The organism is Streptomyces sp. DH-12, assembly GCF_002899455.1.
In the GTDB taxonomy this organism is placed as follows: domain Bacteria; phylum Actinomycetota; class Actinomycetes; order Streptomycetales; family Streptomycetaceae; genus Streptomyces.
On sequence record NZ_PPFB01000001.1, the window covers coordinates 4,678,546 to 4,696,271 of the forward strand.

A 17,726-nucleotide genomic window follows, 5' to 3' on the forward strand; every position below is an offset into this window, starting at 1 on the left:
TCCGGGACGGGGGCCGGCAGGCCCGGGGCGCGTGTGGTGCGCGGCGCTCGCCGCAGGAGGGCGGGGGAGCACGGCACCGTGGCCGGGCTCCCCTGGAGCGTGGGCGCGGGCGTCCTACAAGAGGGACGGCACCCGGGTCGCCGCGACCTGGCGGGCGGCCCGGTCGAGGGCGCTGGCGAGGAGGGCCAGGTCGGTGGGGCCGTTGCCGAGTTCGCGGACCTGGCGGCGGGCCGGCGGGTCGCCCATGCGGTGCCACTCCAGCGGGACCACGGTCGGCCGCAGCGTCGCCGTGCGCGGGATGCGGCCCGTCACCCGGCCGCCCTGGAAGGGCGTCTCCCGCCCGTCCCGGCAGGCCAGCCGGCCGCGCCCCGGCGCCGGGTCGTCCGGGCCGCGGCCCGCGACCGGCGCGTCCAGCGTGACCAGCAGCGACGCCTGCTTCACCGGCTCGGTCTGCGCCGTCCGGGGGCAGGGCGCGGTGGCCGCCACCAGATGCACCCCGAGCCGCTCGCCGTCCCGCGCCACCGCCTCCAGCGCCCGCATCACCGACCCGGCGGCCGGGCGTCCCGGTGAGCCGAGCGCGGGGGAGACCAGCGCGTCGAGGTCGTCCACGACCACCACGAGCCGGGGCAGCGGCGGCGCGGCCTGCGTCTTGCGGCGGTCCGCACCCGGCCGCAGCCGCACGGTCGCGCTGGGCGGCGTGTCCAGGTCGCCGTTCGACGCCGTGCGCTGGGCGACCATCCGGTCCGCCAGCTCCCGTCCGGTGTGCCACTCGGCGAAGTCCGAGCGGCCCAGCAGTTCCGCGCGCCGCTTCAGCTCGGCGCTCAGCGACTGGGCGAACTCCCGCATCCGCACCGGGTCGTCGGCGCCCAGGTGGGTGGAGACGTGCGGCACGTCCGTGCACACCCGCAGGCCCTCGCCGTGCCCGGAGCCGGTCACCGGGCCGCCCTGCCCGTCGACCAGGACGATGCCCAGCCGGTCGGGGCGCTCGGCCGCGGCCAGCGAGGCGACGACCGCGCGCAGCAGCTCCGTACGGCCGCTGCCGGCGGGGCCCTCGACCAGCAGGTGGGGTCCGTCGGCGGCGAGGTCGGCGGTGACCGGACCGCGCGGTCCGGCGCCGAGGACGGCGGTGGCGCGTCCGCCGAGCGCCCGGGTGTCGTCGGCCGCGTCGGCCCAGCGGGCCATCAGCGACGCGGGCGTGGCCCGGGCCAGGCCCAGTTCGTCGAGCAGCCGCGCCGACGGGGGCAGCGGCGCCGACACGCGCGGGTGCGGTCCGGCCGCGGGCCCGTCGGGGCGCAGCGGCGCGAGCGCCCGCGCGAACCGCTCGGCCCAGGCCGTGGAGACCGCGTCGACGGTGGCGAGGGTGCCGTGCCCGACGGGTCCCGGCGGGGAGCCGTCGCCGGTCTCGGCCACCCGCAGCAGCCGGAGCGCGGTCGCCACGTCCCCGCTGAGCAGGGCGACCGCCCCGCACCGGCGGAACGCGGGCGCCGCCGCGCAGGCCGCCTCGTAGGTCTCCGTCACCGGGGACGCGGGGGAGGCGGCGGGCGTCTCGGCGAGGCACAGCAGATGGACACCGGCGCGCGGTCCCTCCACGGCGAGCCGTGCCACGGCCTCCCGGACGTCGGCGTCGCCGGGGTCGCCGTCCACCACGACCACGGTGTACGGGCCGGCGCCCGCCGGGGCGCCCGCGTGATCGGCGAGACGGCGCAGCAGTTCGCCGGCGCGGGCCGCGGCCTGCTCCCGGTCGTGGGCGAGGAGCAGCCGGCAGTCCTGTCCGTGCCCCGGCCGCAGATGCGGCAGCCAGCCCAGCCAGGACCACTCGGCGGTGCGCTCCGCCGCCGGACGGGAGGGGTCCGCGGCGATCAGGACGATCTCCAGCGTGTCGGGGGAGTGCAGCGCGGCGAGCTGGGCGAGCACCGCGCGGGCCAGCCCGGAGAGCCGCTCGCGCGGTCCGGCCAGCCCCAGCGCGCCGGCCTCGCGCAGCCCCACGGTCACCGGGACGACGGGCAGCAGCCCCGAGCCGTCCGGCGCGGGCCGGTCCCCGGTGCCGAGCCGCACCGCCAGCGCCTCGGGGTGGTCCGGCCCGCGCTCCCACAGCCGAGGGCCGGGGCCCAGGGCGGTCAGCAGCAGGGCGGCCGGGTCCGGCCAGGTCTCGGGCCGCGCGGGAGCGGCGGGGCCCGGGGCGTGCGCCGGCCGCTCGGCCGGGTCGTCGCAGGGGGCCGCGTCCGCGTCCCGCTCCTGCCGTCCGCCGGTGAGCCGCCGGGCCCAGGCGCCGATCCCGCCCCGCTTGCGCGCCCGCGGCGGCTCGGGGACGTCGGTGCCCCGTACGGGGGTGCCCTCGCGGGTGCCCTCGGAGGCGCCGGCGGTCCGGTCGGCGGTGGCGTCGCCGTACCGCCCGTCGCGGGCGTCGCCCGTGGTCCGGCCGGTGGGCCCGGCGGGCGCGGGTCCGGGGCGGGCGGTGGGCGCCTCGTCCCGCGTCTGGCCGTGCCCGGGGTCGGCGTACAGGCCGGGCGCCTGCCCCCGTCCGGCGTGCGTCTCGGCCGCCGGGGCGGGCCGCGACACCCGCCGCCCCTGGGGCGCCCGGGGCACGTCCCCGTGGGCCGCGATCCGTACGGTGCGCCGGCCGGGGTCCCCGCCGCCGCGCCGCTCGGTCTCCGGCGGGCCGCTCTGCTCCGGCACGTGCGGGAGGGGGCCCGGCACGGCGCGGGCGGATACGGCGGGGGTGCGGGCGTCGGCGGCGGCGGACGCGGCCCGGTCCGCGGAGCCGTAGGCGTGACGGGTCGGTGCGCGCGGCCCCTCCGGGGCGGCCCGGAGATCCTCCGGACCCGGCGTCCCCGGGGCGTCGCGCCCGCTCGCCGTGTCCGCCGCACGCGGCCCCGGCACCCGTACGTGCCCCTCCCCGTCCGGGGTCGTGGCCGTCCGGGCGGGCGGCCCCTCCGCCGGGGTCAGCCGCAGGGCCGACTCGCCGATGCGCAGCAGCGCGCCCGGGGCGAGCCGCACCGGGCGGGAGCCCACGGGGCGGCCGTCCAGCGTGGTGCCGTTGGTGGAACCGAGGTCGGCGACCGAGACGCGGCCGTCCGCGCCGACCGTCACCGCGCAGTGCAGCCGGGAGACGTCCGGGTCGTCGAGCGGCACGTCGGCGTCGGCGGAGCGGCCTATGCGGATCTCCCCGCCGTGCAGCAGGTGCACCCCGCCCGCGTCGGGCCCGGCGACCACGTGCAGCCGGGCCGGGGTCGTGTCCAGCTCGGGGTGCGGCTCGGGCTCGCCCGGGGCGCCCACCGCCAGCACCGCGCCGTCGATCAGCGGAGGCTCGCCCAGTGTGCAGCGCTGGGCGTCCAGGCGCTGGTCACCGGCGTACAGCACGGGCGCGCCCGACGAGCCGGAGGCGCCGTCGCCGCCGGAGACCGCCGAGGCCAGCGCGGAGGCGACCGCGGCGAGGGCCGTGCCCGCGGGCGCCGTGACCAGCACGTCGCAGCTCACGGCCCGCTCCCGGACGGGTGAGGAGGGGCCCAGCGGGTCTACGACGGTCAGCCGGATCTGCATCGCCGTCAGCGGTCCCTTCTGCGCGGGCGCCCGCGACACGGGGGACGAAGCCGCCCCGCGGTCCCCCTCCGCGGACTTCCCCACCGCCACACGCGCACGTACGGCCAGTACTGCCCGCATCCTCGCACCTGTCACCGACAGCGCGCCCGCCTCCGGACATCGAATGATCTTGATTGGTCGGCTCTGCCCGCAAAAATGCCTGACCAATGACGCGCGGATGATCCTTCCGGGCCGACTTGAGATCGGTCACGTCCGGGACGCGGCAACCAACGGACAGAGTCGGGCGTCTTTCCCGCAGACTCCGCGCACACGCGGAATCCGCGCGATCGACGGAACCGCCGAACAGGAACGGGAGCCGGTGCGCGAGACCCGGCGCAGGGCGACGCGGAAGTCGGCCGGCCGGTATCCCGCGCGGCGGCACTACAGTGGGTCGGAACATTCCGCAGCAGGGTGGACCACGGTGTACGCCAGCCAGGCAAGCAGCAGGGAGCGCATGACGTGCGGCCGGTAGGGAGCAAGTACCTGCTCGAGGAGCCGCTCGGACGCGGCGCCACGGGCACCGTCTGGCGTGCGCGCCAGCGGGAGACCGCGGGCGCCGAGGCGGCCGTGCCGGGCCAGCCCGGCGAGACCGTGGCGATCAAGGTCCTCAAGGAGGAGCTGGCGGGCGACGCCGACGTCGTGATGCGCTTCCTGCGGGAGCGCTCCGTCCTGCTGCGGCTCACCCACCCCAACATCGTCCGGGTCCGCGACCTGGTGGTCGAGGGCGAGCTGCTGGCGCTGGTCATGGACCTCGTCGAGGGCCCCGACCTGCACCGCCACCTGCGGGAGAACGGCCCCTTCACGCCCGTCGCCGCGGCCCTGCTGACCGCGCAGATCGCCGACGCGCTGGGCGCCAGCCACGCCGACGGCGTGGTGCACCGCGACCTCAAGCCCGCCAACGTCCTGCTCAAGCAGCAGGGCGACGAGCTGCACCCGATGCTCACCGACTTCGGCATCGCGCGCCTCGCCGACTCCCCGGGCCTGACCCGCACCCACGAGTTCGTCGGCACGCCCGCGTACATCGCGCCGGAGTCCGCCGAGGGCCGCCCGCAGACCTCCGCCGTCGACGTCTACGGCGCCGGCATCCTGCTGTACGAGCTGGTCACCGGCCGCCCGCCGTTCTCCGGGACATCGGCCCTGGAGGTGCTGCACCAGCACCTGAGCGCCGAGCCGCGCCGCCCGTCCACCGTGCCCGACCCGCTGTGGACGGTCATCGAGCGCTGCCTGCGCAAGAACCCCGAGGAGCGGCCCAGCGCCGAGAACCTCGCGCGCGGCCTGCGGGTCGTCGCCGCGGGCATCGGCGTGCACGCGAACTCGGCGCAGATCTCCGCCGCGGAGAACGTCGGCGCGCTCCTCGCCCCCGACCCCGCGCCCGCGCCGGTGCCGGGCGAGCCGTCCGCCCCCGGCGCCTCCGACCCCACGCAGGTGCTGCCGCAGAACCCGAACGGCGCCTACGACCCCCACGCCGCGACCAGTGTCCTGCCGCAGACCGGCCCGCCGCCCGGCGCGGCCGACCCCACGGCCGTGATGCCCCCGGTGCCGCCCGGGCAGCCGGGCCAGGCCGCCGGCGGCCCCGACGACCCGCACCCCTGGCAGAGCCAGCTCCGCGCGGCCCGCGACCGCAACGAGCAGACCCAGGTCCAGTACCTCGACCCCAGCCAGGACCCGCTGCGCCGCCGCCCCCAGCGGCAGGTGGCCCGGCCCCCGCAGCAGCCGCCCCAGCAGCCGCAGCGCCGCCCCCAGCAGCCGCAGCCCGGCCCCGGGTACGGCTACCCGCAGCAGCCCCCGCCGCAGCAGTACGCCCCGCCGCCGGAGCGCCAGCGCCGGCAGCAGCCCCAGCCGCCGCAGCGGTACGCGCCGCCGCCGGAGCCGCCGCGCCCCGCGCGGGAGCCGCGCCAGTCCCGGCAGCGCGGCGCCAACCCGATGCGCATCCCCGGCCTGGGCTGTCTCAAGGGATGCCTGTTCACGCTGCTCATCCTGTTCGTGGCGAGCTGGCTGATCTGGGAGCTGAGCCCGCTCCAGGACTGGATCGGCACCGGCAAGGGCTACTGGGACCAGCTCAGCGACTGGTTCGGCTCGATCACGGGCTGGATCGAGGACCTGGGCGGACCCTCGGACCCGGCGAACTGAGCTCGTCTGCCGCTTTGTCGACATCCGGGGTCCGATTTCCGGGTCTCCGGTGAAGGTCACCTGTCCGGACGCGTAGCTTTGGCGACAACACGCGTCGGTAGGAGCAGTCTTGGCACGGAGAATCGGCAGCCGGTACACCGCCCACCAGATCCTCGGGCGGGGCAGCGCCGGCACGGTGTGGCTGGGCGAGGGTCCCGGGGGGCCCGTCGCCATCAAGCTGCTGCGTGAGGATCTCTCCTCGGACCAGGAGCTCGTCGGCCGCTTCGTGCAGGAGCGGACGGCGCTGCTGGGCCTGGAGCATCCGCACGTGGTGTCCGTACGGGACCTGGTGGTCGACGGCAACGACCTCGCGCTCGTCATGGACCTGGTCCGGGGCACCGACCTGCGCACCCGGCTGGACCGGGAGCGCCGGCTCGCCCCGGAGGCCGCGGTGGCGATCGTCGCCGACGTCGCGGACGGCCTGGCGGCGGCGCACGCGGCGGGGGTCGTGCACCGGGACGTCAAGCCGGAGAACATCCTGCTCGACATGGAGGGCCCGCTCGGCCCCGGCGGCTCGCACCGTGCCCTGCTCACCGACTTCGGCGTGGCGAAACTCATCGACACCCCGCGCCGCACCCGCGCCTCGAAGATCATCGGCACGCCGGACTACCTGGCCCCGGAGATCGTCGAGGGCCTCCCGCCGCGCGCCGCCGTCGACATCTACGCCCTCGCCACGGTCCTCTACGAGCTGCTCGCGGGCTTCACGCCGTTCGGCGGCGGCCACCCGGGCGCGGTGCTGCGCCGGCACGTGACCGAGACGGTCGTCCCGCTGCCCGGCATCCCCGACGAGCTGTGGCAGCTGCTGGTGCAGTGTCTGGCGAAGGCCCCGGCGTCCCGGCTGCGCGCCTCCGAGCTGGCCGCCCGGCTGCGGGAGCTGCTGCCGATGCTGGAGGGGATGCCGCCGCTGGACGTGGACGAGCCGGACACCGACCCGGCCGAGGAGACCGCCGAGGAACTGCCCGGCGCCGCCCCCGCCGCCGGACAGCCGGTACGCCGCCGCGGCGCGGTCCCCTTGGTGCCGGGCGCGAAGCCGTCCGACTCCAACCGCGACACGCACACGTCGATGCGGGTCCCCGCGCCCGACGAGCTGGCGGGCGGAGCCCACGGCACGGCCCGCGCCCCCCGCGCGGCCGGCGCCCCCCGCCCCGGCTCGGCCCGCAACCGAGCGGTCACCCGCCGACGCCGCCTCACGCTGGCGGTGACAGCGGCGGTCCTGGCCGCGGCCGGCGTGGGCACCTGGCTGGCCACCTCGGAAGAAGCCGCACCCCCGCCGACCGACATGGAGAACTCGGCCCCGGCCGTCCCCTGAAGACACGGGGAGGCGGCCCCCTGGGGGCGCGGGGAACTGCGCGACCGGGGTCCGGGGGCGGAGCACCCAAGAACGGTCCTCAGGGGCGCGGGGAACTGCGCGACCGGGGGTCCGGGGGCGGAGCAACCGGAGACGGGAGGGGACGGGCGGCCCCCGTCCGGCGTGGCCCACGGCGGGAAGCCGTTACGCTGGAGGGCGTGGCAGTCGTCGACGTATCCGAAGAGCTCAAGTCCCTCTCCTCGACCATGGAGTCGATCGAGGCCGTCCTGGACCTCGACAGGATGAGGGCAGACATCGCCGTGCTCGAGGAGCAGGCGGCCGCGCCGTCCCTCTGGGACGACCCGGACGAGGCGCAGAAGATCACCAGCAAGCTGTCCCACCTCCAGGCGGAGGTGAGGAAGGCCGAGGCCCTGCGCTCGCGGATCGACGATCTCGCCGTGCTCTTCGAGATGGCCGAGGAGGAGGACGACCCGGACACCCGCGAGGAGGCCGAGTCGGAGCTCGTGTCGGTCCGGAAGGCGCTGGACGAGCTGGAGGTCCGCACCCTCCTCAGCGGCGAGTACGACTCCCGTGAGGCGCTGGTCAACATCCGCGCCGAGGCGGGCGGCGTGGACGCCGCCGACTTCGCCGAGAAGCTGCAGCGCATGTACCTGCGCTGGGCCGAGCAGCGCGGCTACAGGACGGAGCTGATCGAGACCTCGTACGCGGAGGAGGCCGGCATCAAGTCGACCACCTTCTCCGTGCAGGCGCCCTACGCCTACGGCACCCTCTCCGTCGAGCAGGGCACGCACCGCCTGGTGCGCATCTCGCCCTTCGACAACCAGGGCCGCCGCCAGACCTCCTTCGCGGGCGTCGAGGTGCTCCCCGTCGTCGAGCAGTCCGACCACGTCGACATCGACGAGTCCGATCTGCGCATCGACGTCTACCGGTCCTCCGGCCCCGGCGGCCAGGGCGTGAACACCACCGACTCGGCGGTGCGCATCACGCACCTGCCCACCGGCATCGTGGTCTCCTGCCAGAACGAGCGGTCGCAGATCCAGAACAAGGCCACCGCGATGAACGTCCTCCAGGCCAAGCTGCTGGAGCGGCGCCGCCAGGAGGAGCAGGCCAAGATGGACGCCCTCAAGGGCGACGGCGGCAACTCCTGGGGCAACCAGATGCGTTCGTACGTGCTGCACCCGTACCAGATGGTCAAGGACCTGCGCACGGAATTCGAAGTCGGCAACCCGGAGGCCGTGTTCAACGGCGAGATCGACGGTTTCCTCGAGGCCGGAATTCGCTGGCGCAAGCAGCGGGAGAAGTAAGACCCCCCCGAACGCCGATATGTCGACAAGGCAACTGCCGCTTATTCAGCGGCAGTTGCCTTGTCGTGTCAGGGATTTCCGGGATCTGTGTCACAGTCACAGCTTCCGTGTCGCGCAAAGCGTGCGGAGCCGGACATCGCGCGCGCAACGGCCTTGACGTTCTTTTGGAAAGTCGGAAGGGTGAAGGGCGGCATGCGCAATTCTGGGGCGCATGTGAACCGGGGGGCGTTTCACCACAGTTACCTCCGTTGATCACGGCCCCGGGCGCCGCCTCACTGACGATGAGCTACTGGGGGTAGCAATCACATGACCAAGAAGACGCGGATCCGTGTCGCACGTGTCGCGGCCGGTGCCGTGATAGCGGCCGGCGCCTCGCTGACGGCGGCCGGCGCCGCCTCCGCCCTCGAGATCGGCGTGAGCGCCGAGGCGAACGGCGCGGGCCTCGGCGTCGGCCTGAACGCCGCCGAGGACGACCCGGAGGACCCGGGCGACCCGGGCGACCCTGGTGACCCGGGCGACCCGGGCTGCGACATCGGCACGAACCCGGACTGCCCTGGTGACCCGGGCGACCCTGGTGACCCGGGCGACCCGGGTGACCCGGGCGACCCTGGTGACCCGGGCGACCCTGGTGACCCGGGCGACCCTGGTGACCCGGGCGACCCTGGTGACCCCGGTGACCCTGGTGACCCGGGCGACCCTGGTGACCCGGGCGACCCCGGTGACCCGGGCGACGGCGACGAGACCCCGGGTGACGGCGAGGGCCCGGTCGAGGAGCCTTCCGGGGCCCCCGGCGGCGGCCTCGACCCCGACGGCGGCGCCTCGCCGCAGGACGAGGGTTCCTCCGCCCTGACCGACACCGGCGAGGAGCCCCCGGCCACCTCGGCCCAGGGCAGCGGCAAGGAGCTGGCCGAGACCGGTGCCGCCGAGACCACCTTCCTGGTGATCGGCGCCGCCACGATGATCGCCGGCGGTGTCGGCTTCCGGGTGCTGCCGCGCCTGATGACCGGCCGCGGCGGCGCGGCCGCCTGACGGTGGCCGCGCGCGCACGCATCGTGCGCACGACATGACACGAGGGCCCGGAGCGCCGCCGCGCTCCGGGCCCTCGCCGTGTCTGTGAACCCCTGTCCGTCCTGGTCAGACGGTCTGATGGGCGAGCAGCGCGACCGCCGCCACCAGCACCGCCAGCAGGGCGATCAGCATCATCGGGTTCAGCCCCGCGAAGAAGTTCTCCTGCTGCATCCGCTCGCGGTTCGCCCGGCACACGGGGCACCGGCCCTCGCTCACGGGCGCGGCGCAGTTCGCGCACACCAGCCGGTCGTACGTCATGCGCTCGCCCTCCTCGCGCCGATTCCTGGGGGTTCAACGCCCACCACCGGGTGAACGTTCCCCCTCCACTGTGCCAGGTTCCCGCCGGGACCGCGCCGGGTCCTCCTCAGCCGGGGCCTCCCGCGGGAGCGCGGCCGTCCCCCGGGCGGGCGGCGCCGGCCGGAACAAAGGGCGCATCTTCTCCACAACCCCCTCCGGTGACTGCGCTCGGCTCTCCGGGTCGCGTAAGGTCACGCTCATCTACCCCCGGCTACCCGTGGTGCATCCGTGATCCGATTCGACAACGTGTCCAAGGTCTACCCCAAGCAGAACCGCCCCGCCCTCCGGGACGTCTCCCTGGAGGTCGAGAAGGGCGAGTTCGTGTTCCTCGTGGGGTCCTCCGGCTCCGGAAAGTCCACCTTCCTGCGGCTGATCCTCCGCGAGGAGCGGGCCAGCCACGGTCAGGTGCACGTCCTGGGCAAGGATCTCGCCCGCGTCTCCAACTGGAAGGTGCCGCAGATCCGGCGGCAGCTGGGAACCGTGTTCCAGGACTTCCGCCTGCTGCCGAACAAGACGGTCGCGGAGAACGTGGCCTTCGCGCAGGAGGTCATCGGCAAGTCGCGCGGCGAGATCCGCAAGTCCGTGCCGCAGGTGCTCGACCTGGTCGGGCTCGGCGGCAAGGAGGACCGCATGCCGGGCGAGCTGTCCGGCGGTGAGCAGCAGCGCGTCGCCATCGCGCGGGCCTTCGTCAACCGGCCCAAGCTGCTCATCTGCGACGAGCCCACCGGCAACCTCGACCCGCAGACCTCCGTCGGCATCATGAAGCTGCTCGACCGCATCAACCGGACGGGCACCACCGTGGTGATGGCGACGCACGACCAGAACATCGTGGACCAGATGCGCAAGCGCGTCATCGAGCTGGAGAAGGGCCGCCTCGTGCGCGACCAGGCACGCGGCGTCTACGGCTACCAGCACTGACGCTCCACGGAAAGGCTTGATCAGACGCCATGCGCGCCCAGTTCGTCCTGTCGGAGATCGGCGTCGGTCTCCGCCGCAACCTGACGATGACCTTCGCGGTCGTCGTGTCCGTCGCCCTGTCGCTCGCCCTGTTCGGCGGGTCGCTCCTGATGAGCGACCAGGTGAGCGCGATGAAGGGCTACTGGTACGACAAGGTCAACGTCTCCATCTTCCTCTGCAACAAGAGCGACGCCGAGTCCGACCCCAACTGCGCCAAGGGCGCGGTGACCGACGACCAGAAGGGCCAGATCAAGGCCGACCTGGAGAAGATGTCGGTCGTCGACACGGTGACGTACGAGTCGCAGGACGAGGCGTACAAGCACTACAAGGAGCAGTTCGGCGACTCGCCGCTGGCCAGCTCCCTCACGCCGGACCAGATGCAGGAGTCGTACCGGGTCAAGCTGAAGGACCCGGAGAAGTACCAGGTCATCGCGACCGCCTTCGACGGGCGGGACGGCGTGCAGTCCGTGCAGGACCAGAAGGGCACCCTGGACAACCTCTTCGGACTGCTGGAGGGCATGAACATCGCCGCCCTCGCGATGATGGCGCTGATGCTGGTCGTCGCCCTGATGCTGATCGTGAACACCGTCCGGGTGTCCGCGTTCAGCCGCCGCCGCGAGACCGGGATCATGCGTCTGGTGGGCGCCTCCGGCTTCTACATCCAGGCGCCGTTCATCATGGAGGCCGCGGTCGCCGGACTCATCGGCGGCGGCCTCGCCTGCGCCTTCCTCATCCTGGCGCGGTACTTCATCATCGACCACGGACTCGCCCTGTCGGAGAAGCTGAGCCTGATCAACTTCATCGGCTGGGACGCCGTTCTGACGAAGCTTCCGCTCATCCTCGCGACCAGTCTGCTGATGCCGGCGTTGGCCGCGTTCTTCGCGTTGCGCAAGTACCTGAAGGTGTGACGCATGCCAATAGGGGCGCGCGGTCAACGGACCGTGCGCCCCTGTGCGTTGTCCTAGACTCACCGGCATGTCAGGTCGTGACCCGTTCTGTCGGCCCCGCAGCGTCCGCCGCGGCGCCGCCCTGACCCTGGTCTTCGCGAGCGTGCTCGTCGCCGGCGCGGCCACGGGCAGCCTCCCCGGCGCCGGCCGCGGCGCCTCCGCGGACGGCGCCGCGCAGGCCGCGCCCGTCGGCCACCACACCGAGGTCTTCCGGGCGGCCGAGGAGGCCGCCGCCCACGGCGCCTCCCCGCTGGAGGCCGCGGAGCGCGCGGTCAGCCGCAGCGGCGACCGCTGGGCCGCCGTCTACTCCCCGGACGAGTACGAGAAGTTCGAGGCCGGCCTCGACGGCGCCTACACCGGTGTCGGCCTGTGGGCCCGCGAGCGGGACGGGCGGATCGAGGTGGCCAAGGTCGGCAGCGGCACCCCCGCCGCCGAGGCGGGCATCCGCGCGGGCGACCGGCTGCGCAGCGTCGACGGCGAGAAGGTCGACGGCCGGCCCGTCACCGAGGTCGTCTCCTTACTGCGCGGCGACACGGCGGGCAAGAGCGCCGGCAGCACCGTACGGCTCGGACTGGAGCGCGGCTCGCGCTCGTGGAGCGAGACCGTCCGCCGCGCCCGGCTCTCCCGGGAGGCGGTCACCGTCCGTTCCCTGCCCTCCGGGGTCACGGTCATCCAGGTCACCGCCTTCACCAGGGGCTCCGGCGAGCAGGTCCGCACCGCCGTGCGCGAGGCGCCGGAGGAGTCCGGTGTCGTGCTCGACCTGCGGAGCAACCCCGGCGGCCTGGTCGCCGAGGCGGTCACCGCGGCCTCCGCCTTTCTCGACGGCGGCCTGGTCGCCACCTACGACGTCGAGGGCGAACAGCGCGCCCTGCACGCCGAGCCCGGCGGCGACACGCACAGACCCCTGGTGGTGCTGGTCGACGCGGGGACGATGAGCGCGGCCGAACTCCTCACCGGCGCCCTCCAGGACCGCGGACGGGCGGTCGTCGTGGGCTCCCGCACCTTCGGCAAGGGCTCGGTGCAGATGCCGACCGAGCTGCCCGACGGCTCCGTCGCCGAACTGACCGTCGGCCACTACCGCACCCCCTCCGGCCGCGACGTCGACGGCCACGGCCTCACCCCCGACCTGGAGGCCGGCGAGCAGGCCCTGGAGCGCGCCGAGACGGTCGTCGGCGGACTCGGCCGGTAGGCCGGTCACGGTAATCGGCTTCCCCGGGAGCCCCTCCGTAGTGCGAAAATGGGCGGCATCATGGCTAAGGAAAAAGGGCGCAAGCTGATCGCGCAGAACAAGAAGGCGCGCCACGACTACCTCATCATCGACACCTACGAGGCGGGCCTGGTGCTCACCGGCACCGAGGTGAAGTCCCTGCGCCAGGGCCGGGCGTCGCTGGTGGACGGCTTCGTCCAGCTCACCGACCACGAGGCGTGGCTGCACAACGTGCACGTCCCGGAGTACAGCCAGGGCACCTGGACCAACCACAGCGCCCGGCGCAAGCGGAAGCTGCTGCTGCACCGCGAGGAGATCGACAAGCTGGAGGCCAAGTCCCAGGAGACCGGCCACACCATCGTGCCGCTCGCCCTGTACTTCAAGGACGGCCGGGCGAAGATCGAGATCGCGCTGGCCAAGGGCAAGAAGGAGTACGACAAGCGGCAGACGCTGCGCGAGAAGCAGGACCGGCGGGAGGCCGAGCGGGCGATCTCCGCGGTGCGCAGGAAGCAGCGGGCCTGAGGCCGCCGGGACCCCGCGGGAATGGGCTGGCATCGACCCGCGTTGGTCACGTACGATGGCTTCGCACCTCACAGTGGGTGCGGGTCACCTCCCCCGGGAGGGTTTGACAACACAACATGGGGATGATCGGTTTCGACAGCGGCTGTCGAAGCAGGGGAAGCGTGTCGAGGAAGCGGCCATGATCTCGTAAACCACAGGCCGAAAAAAATAATCGCCAATTCCAAGCGATCCATCTCCCAGGGCGAGCTCGCCCTCGCTGCCTGATCTTCAGGTAGCGAGCAGCGGCTCCCCTACTTAAGGGAGTGTCAGCCCGGGGATGTTCCCGACCCGGATCCTGGCATCAGCTAGGGAACTAAACCTTGATCCCGGTCACGGGGTGAAAAGGGAAATCTCACAGTGACTGGGCCCGTCGGAGACTTGTCGGCGTGATCTCCGGGGCCGAGAAAAGCACAGCCGACTGCACACGGAGAAGCCCTGGTTCCGCACCGTTGGACGCGGGTTCGATTCCCGCCATCTCCACGACCCCATGTGGGCAGAGGCCCCGTCGCGCGAGCGGCGGGGCCTTTGTCATGCGGTCACGTACCGGCAGGGGAAGGCCTGGCAGCCCGGCTGGGCCTCAGCGCCCGCGCGGCGCCGTGCTCGCCCGCTCCGTCAGGCGGGGCGGCAGCAGGGTGGTGCCCGGCACGGCGGCTCCCGAGAGCTTGCGCACCAGCAGACGCACCGCGCGGGCCCCCAGCTCGGCGGCCGGGACGGCCACCGAGGTGACCGGGACGCGGGCCGCCGCGGCGACCGGGGCCGGGCAGACGGCGGTGAGGGACACGTCGCCGGGGACCCGCATCCCCAGCTCCTCGAACGCCGCGATCAGCGGGTCGACGAGCGGCTCGTTGTGCACCACCACCCCGGTCAGCGCGGGCAGGTCGCGCAGCAGCCGCTCCACGGCCGCACGGGCCGCGTCCCGGCCGGTGCCGCACGGCAGCACCGTCGAGGCCAGCCCGTGCCGGTCGGCGGCCGCGGTGAAGCCCTCCACGAGCCGGCGGGCGGACGCGGTCCGCCGGAGGTACACCTCCGGCGGCGAGCCGGCCAGCGCCACCGCGCGGTGCCCGAGCCCCGCCAGATGGTCCACGCACAGCTCCCCGGCCGTCCGGAAGTCCAGGTCCACGCAGGTCAGGCCGTCCGCCTCGGCGGGCACGCCGATCAGCACGGACGGCAAGGGGCACGAACGCAGCAGCGGCAGCCGGGGGTCCTGCCACTGCACGTCCGTCACGATCACGCCGTCCGCCAGCCCCGCCCGGGCCGCCCGCCGGATGTCCTCGTCGCCCTCGCCCTGGGTGAGCAGCAGCACGTCGTGGTCCCGGGCGCGGGCGGCGGTGACCACCGACAGCGCGAACCGGGTGACCGCCGGCACGGGGATGCCGGGCCGCATGGGCACGGCCAGGGCGAGCACCTTCGCCCTGCCGCCCGGCCGGGACCGCCCGCCGCCGTCCGCGCGGTAGCCCAGCTCGCGCACCGCGGCCTGCACCCGGCGCCGGGTCGCGTCGGAGATCGGCCGCTTGCCGCTCAGCGCGTACGAGACCGTACTGGGAGAGACGCCGGCGCGCCGGGCCACATCCGTGATCTTCACCATCGGGAGTCCTCGTGGGCACGGTCCGTGGGGGGAGGAAGCGGCCGACGCCCTTGTCGAAGCGCTTCGACGGGTGAAGGTAGGTGCGGGACCTGTGGCCGTCAATGGGGTGAACGGTGATCCCTGAAGCGGCCTGACGGCCCGGACATCAGGAGCGCCCCGGCGACCGCGAGGGCGGTGAGCGCCGCCGCCACCGGCACCCCGTACCCGGCGGTGGCCGAAACGTGCTCCACGATCCAGCCGCCGGCCGCGCTGCCGCAGGCGATCCCGCCCAGCAGCCCGGTCACCGCCAGCGTCATGCCCTCGTTCAGCCGCCCCTCGGGGGTGGACCGCTGCACCAGGGTCATCGTGGTGACCATCGTCGGGGCGGTGGCCATCCCCGCCACCAGCAGCGCGCCCGCCAGGACCGGCAGCGAGCCGGTGAGGGCGGCGAGCAGCGGCAGGGTCATCAGCGCGGCCATCGCCGCCAGGCACCAGCCCAGCCGGGAGCGCGCGGACCCGGCCGGACGCACCGCCCCGTACAGCAGGCCCGCCGCGCAGGAACCGGCCGCCTGGAGCGCCAGCACCGCGCCGGCCGCCGTGCGGTGCCCCTGCTCGTCCGCGAACGCGATCGTCACGACCTCCAGGGAGCCGAACACCCCGCCCGTCGCCAGACAGACCAGCAGCAGCGGCCGTACGCCGGGCGCGCGCAGGGGCGCCCCTCCGGAGGCGCGGCGGACGGCCGGGGGCTCCGTGGAGCGCTGTGCGGCGAACAGCGCGACGCCCGTCAGCAGCAGCACCGCGCCGGCCAGCGTGCCCGCCTCCGGGAAGAGGGCCCCGCACAGCAGGGCCGCGAGCACCGGGCCGAGCATGAAGCACAGCTCGTCGGCGGCCTGCTCGAAGGAGTTCGCGGTGTGCAGGTCGTCGGGTCTGTCCTTCAGCAGGTGCGCCCAGCGGGCCCGGGACATGCCCCCGGTGTTGGGGGTGGTGGCCGTCGCGGCGTAGGCGGCGAACAGGGTCCAGCCGGGGGCGTCGTGGCGCACGCAGAGCACCAGGGCGAGCGAGCCCAGCACGGCCACCAGCGTGGCCGGCAGGGCCACCCGGGCCTGCCCGTACCGGTCCACCAGGCGCGCGGTCCACGGGGCGGCCACCGCCGTGGCCGCGAGCCCGGTCGCGGTGACGGCGCCGGCCAGGGCGTACGACCCGCGGGTCCCGGAGATCATCAGGATCGCGCTCACCCCGAACATGCCCATCGGCAGCCGGGCGAGCAGGTTGCCCGCCGTGAAGGCGCGGGTGCCGGGCAGGGCGAACAGACGGCGGTACGGACCCGGCTCGCGCGGGGCGCGCCGGGCGCGCGGGGCGAAGTCGACGGCCACGAGGGTGTCGGCGGTGACGGTGTACAGGCGGGTGTCCGGCGGGGTCGGCTGAGGCATGGCCTTACCGTCACCCCTGGTCAGGTGGCCGGTCCAACACCTTCTCCGGCCCCATTGACGCACCTGTGTTGTAGGTTCGCGGGATGTCCGCCCCCGCCCACGTCGACCCCCGTCTGCTGCGCGCCTTCGTCACCGTCGCCGAGGAACTGCACTTCACCCGCGCCGCCGCGCGTCTCTACGTCGCCCAGCAGGCGCTCAGCCGGGACGTGCGGCGCCTGGAGCGGGAGCTGGGCTGCGAGCTGTTCGTGCGCAGCACCCGCCGGGTCACGCTCACCGCCGACGGCGAGCGCCTGCTGCCGTACGCCCGCGCGGCGCTCCAGGCGCAGGACGACCTGCTCGCCGCCGCCGGACGGAGCCGCCCGCTGCTCGTGGACCTCAACTCCCCGGGCCTCAAGACCCATCGCGAGGTGCTGCGCCGGGCGCGTGAGCGGGCCCCCGGGCACGAGCTGATGGCCCGCTACGAGAGCGGGCTGACCTGGGCGGCGGGGGAGCTGCTCGCGGGGCGGCTGGACGTGTCGTTCGGCCGGTTCGCGGGGCTCGCGCCGGCGGTGCGGGCCGGGCTGGACCAGCAGCCGGTGCGGTACGAGCCGATGGCGGTGGTGCTGCCCGAGGGCCACGCGCTGGCCGCGCTGCCCGAGGTGCCGCTGGCCGCGCTGGCGGGCGTGACCGTGTACGCCGGGGCGGGCAACGACCGCACGGAGGAGTGGACGGACCTGGCGCGGCGGCTGTTCGAGGGCCGGGGGATCACGCTCGCGCCGCCCGCGCCGCTGGCGGTGGGGGAGGAGGAGTTCCAGCGAGTGATGGCGAGGACCGGGCACCCGGTCCTCGCCGTGGTCGGTTTTCCGCCACTCCCCGGAACGGTGTCGCGGCCCCTGGTGGCGCCGGTGCCCCTCTCGCCCGTGTCGCTTGTGTGGCGGAAGGGCATGATGCATCCCGCTCTGGCCGAACTGCGCGGTTCGGCGGCCGAGCTCGCCGCCGGGCGGGGCTGGCTGCGGCGCCCCGTGGACTCCTGGCTCCCGGAGGCCGACGCCGCCGTCATGGGAGCGCACCCAATGTCTCGCTGCTGATACAAAAGGTCGCCCCGCGAACACGCAACCTCCGCGTGCGCTACATTCGATGCCCGAGCACGGTGTGATAAACGGGGCGCTCGGAGCGGGTGGGGGCCCGGTCCGCCGACGGGTGCTCGGGTCGTACGCGCGCCGAAGACTCCGTTGGGGGGAAGTGCGAGCGCGTGGAGAAGTGGCGAGAAGACGCCCAACCGGGGCGGCCGCAGTCGGCCGGCACTTCCCGGAGGTCCGCGGAAGGGGACGAGGCCGCCCGTGAGACACGGGTGA

General features: G+C 74.6%; 13 protein-coding genes and 1 other RNA gene. 10 read left to right on the forward strand and 4 right to left on the reverse strand.

Annotated features, from left to right (window positions below; translation table 11 throughout):
• Positions 1–114: 114 nt before the first annotated feature.
• The gene (locus tag C1708_RS19975; RefSeq protein ID WP_106416386.1) at positions 115–3,540 is read right to left on the reverse strand and encodes an FHA domain-containing protein; all 3,426 of its coding nucleotides are present in this window, start codon (positions 3,538–3,540) and stop codon (positions 115–117) included.
• Between the two features lie 498 nt (positions 3,541–4,038).
• Between C1708_RS19975 and C1708_RS19980 the strand changes: the two genes are divergently transcribed.
• The 4 genes from C1708_RS19980 (at position 4,039) to C1708_RS19995 (ending at position 9,390) form a co-directional block, all read left to right on the forward strand.
• Positions 4,039–5,709 carry a serine/threonine-protein kinase gene (locus C1708_RS19980; RefSeq protein WP_106413967.1) on the forward strand — a complete coding sequence of 557 codons (1,671 nt, stop codon included), beginning with the start codon at positions 4,039–4,041 and terminating at the stop codon, positions 5,707–5,709.
• A 109-nt stretch (positions 5,710–5,818) separates the two neighbouring features.
• Entirely contained in the window at positions 5,819–7,057 is a 1,239-nt protein-coding gene (locus C1708_RS19985) for a serine/threonine-protein kinase (protein WP_106413968.1), read from the forward strand.
• A gap of 197 nt (positions 7,058–7,254) precedes the next feature.
• Complete coding sequence (prfB, locus tag C1708_RS19990) at positions 7,255–8,361, forward strand: peptide chain release factor 2 (RefSeq protein ID WP_106413969.1); 1,107 nt, start codon at positions 7,255–7,257, stop codon at positions 8,359–8,361.
• A 306-nt stretch (positions 8,362–8,667) separates the two neighbouring features.
• A complete protein-coding gene (locus C1708_RS19995) occupies positions 8,668–9,390 on the forward strand; it encodes a hypothetical protein (RefSeq protein ID WP_106413970.1) in 723 nt (240 codons plus the stop codon).
• Positions 9,391–9,495: 105 nt separating this feature from the next.
• On the opposite strand, the gene C1708_RS20000 is transcribed toward C1708_RS19995, so the two are convergent.
• Positions 9,496–9,687, reverse strand: coding sequence for a hypothetical protein (locus C1708_RS20000; RefSeq protein ID WP_106413971.1), 192 nt, complete (start codon positions 9,685–9,687; stop codon positions 9,496–9,498).
• A gap of 267 nt (positions 9,688–9,954) precedes the next feature.
• Between C1708_RS20000 and ftsE the strand changes: the two genes are divergently transcribed.
• The 5 genes from ftsE (at position 9,955) to ssrA (ending at position 13,881) form a co-directional block, all read left to right on the forward strand.
• Entirely contained in the window at positions 9,955–10,644 is a 690-nt protein-coding gene (gene ftsE / locus C1708_RS20005) for a cell division ATP-binding protein FtsE (RefSeq protein ID WP_004987389.1), read from the forward strand.
• A 29-nt stretch (positions 10,645–10,673) separates the two neighbouring features.
• A complete protein-coding gene (gene ftsX / locus C1708_RS20010) occupies positions 10,674–11,591 on the forward strand; it encodes a permease-like cell division protein FtsX (RefSeq protein ID WP_106413972.1) in 918 nt (305 codons plus the stop codon).
• Between the two features lie 67 nt (positions 11,592–11,658).
• On the forward strand, positions 11,659–12,819 hold the full coding sequence (locus tag C1708_RS20015; protein ID WP_198602543.1) for a S41 family peptidase: 1,161 nt from the start codon (positions 11,659–11,661) through the stop codon (positions 12,817–12,819).
• 60 nt (positions 12,820–12,879) lie between these two features.
• On the forward strand, positions 12,880–13,359 hold the full coding sequence (smpB, locus tag C1708_RS20020) for an SsrA-binding protein SmpB (RefSeq protein ID WP_106416388.1): 480 nt from the start codon (positions 12,880–12,882) through the stop codon (positions 13,357–13,359).
• 118 nt (positions 13,360–13,477) lie between these two features.
• Positions 13,478–13,881: a transfer-messenger RNA gene (gene ssrA / locus C1708_RS20025) on the forward strand.
• A 94-nt stretch (positions 13,882–13,975) separates the two neighbouring features.
• Here ssrA and C1708_RS20030 read toward each other — a convergent pair.
• Both C1708_RS20030 and C1708_RS20035 read right to left on the reverse strand, forming a co-directional pair.
• The gene (locus tag C1708_RS20030) at positions 13,976–14,983 is read right to left on the reverse strand and encodes a LacI family DNA-binding transcriptional regulator (protein ID WP_106413973.1); all 1,008 of its coding nucleotides are present in this window, start codon (positions 14,981–14,983) and stop codon (positions 13,976–13,978) included.
• A 98-nt stretch (positions 14,984–15,081) separates the two neighbouring features.
• Positions 15,082–16,392: an MFS transporter gene (locus C1708_RS20035; protein WP_106413974.1), complete on the reverse strand. Its 1,311-nt coding sequence runs from the start codon at positions 16,390–16,392 to the stop codon at positions 15,082–15,084.
• Positions 16,393–16,475: 83 nt separating this feature from the next.
• Here C1708_RS20035 and C1708_RS20040 point away from each other — a divergent pair, with 83 nt between their 5' ends.
• Complete coding sequence (locus tag C1708_RS20040) at positions 16,476–17,459, forward strand: LysR family transcriptional regulator (protein WP_106413975.1); 984 nt, start codon at positions 16,476–16,478, stop codon at positions 17,457–17,459.
• Positions 17,460–17,726 lie beyond the last annotated feature (267 nt).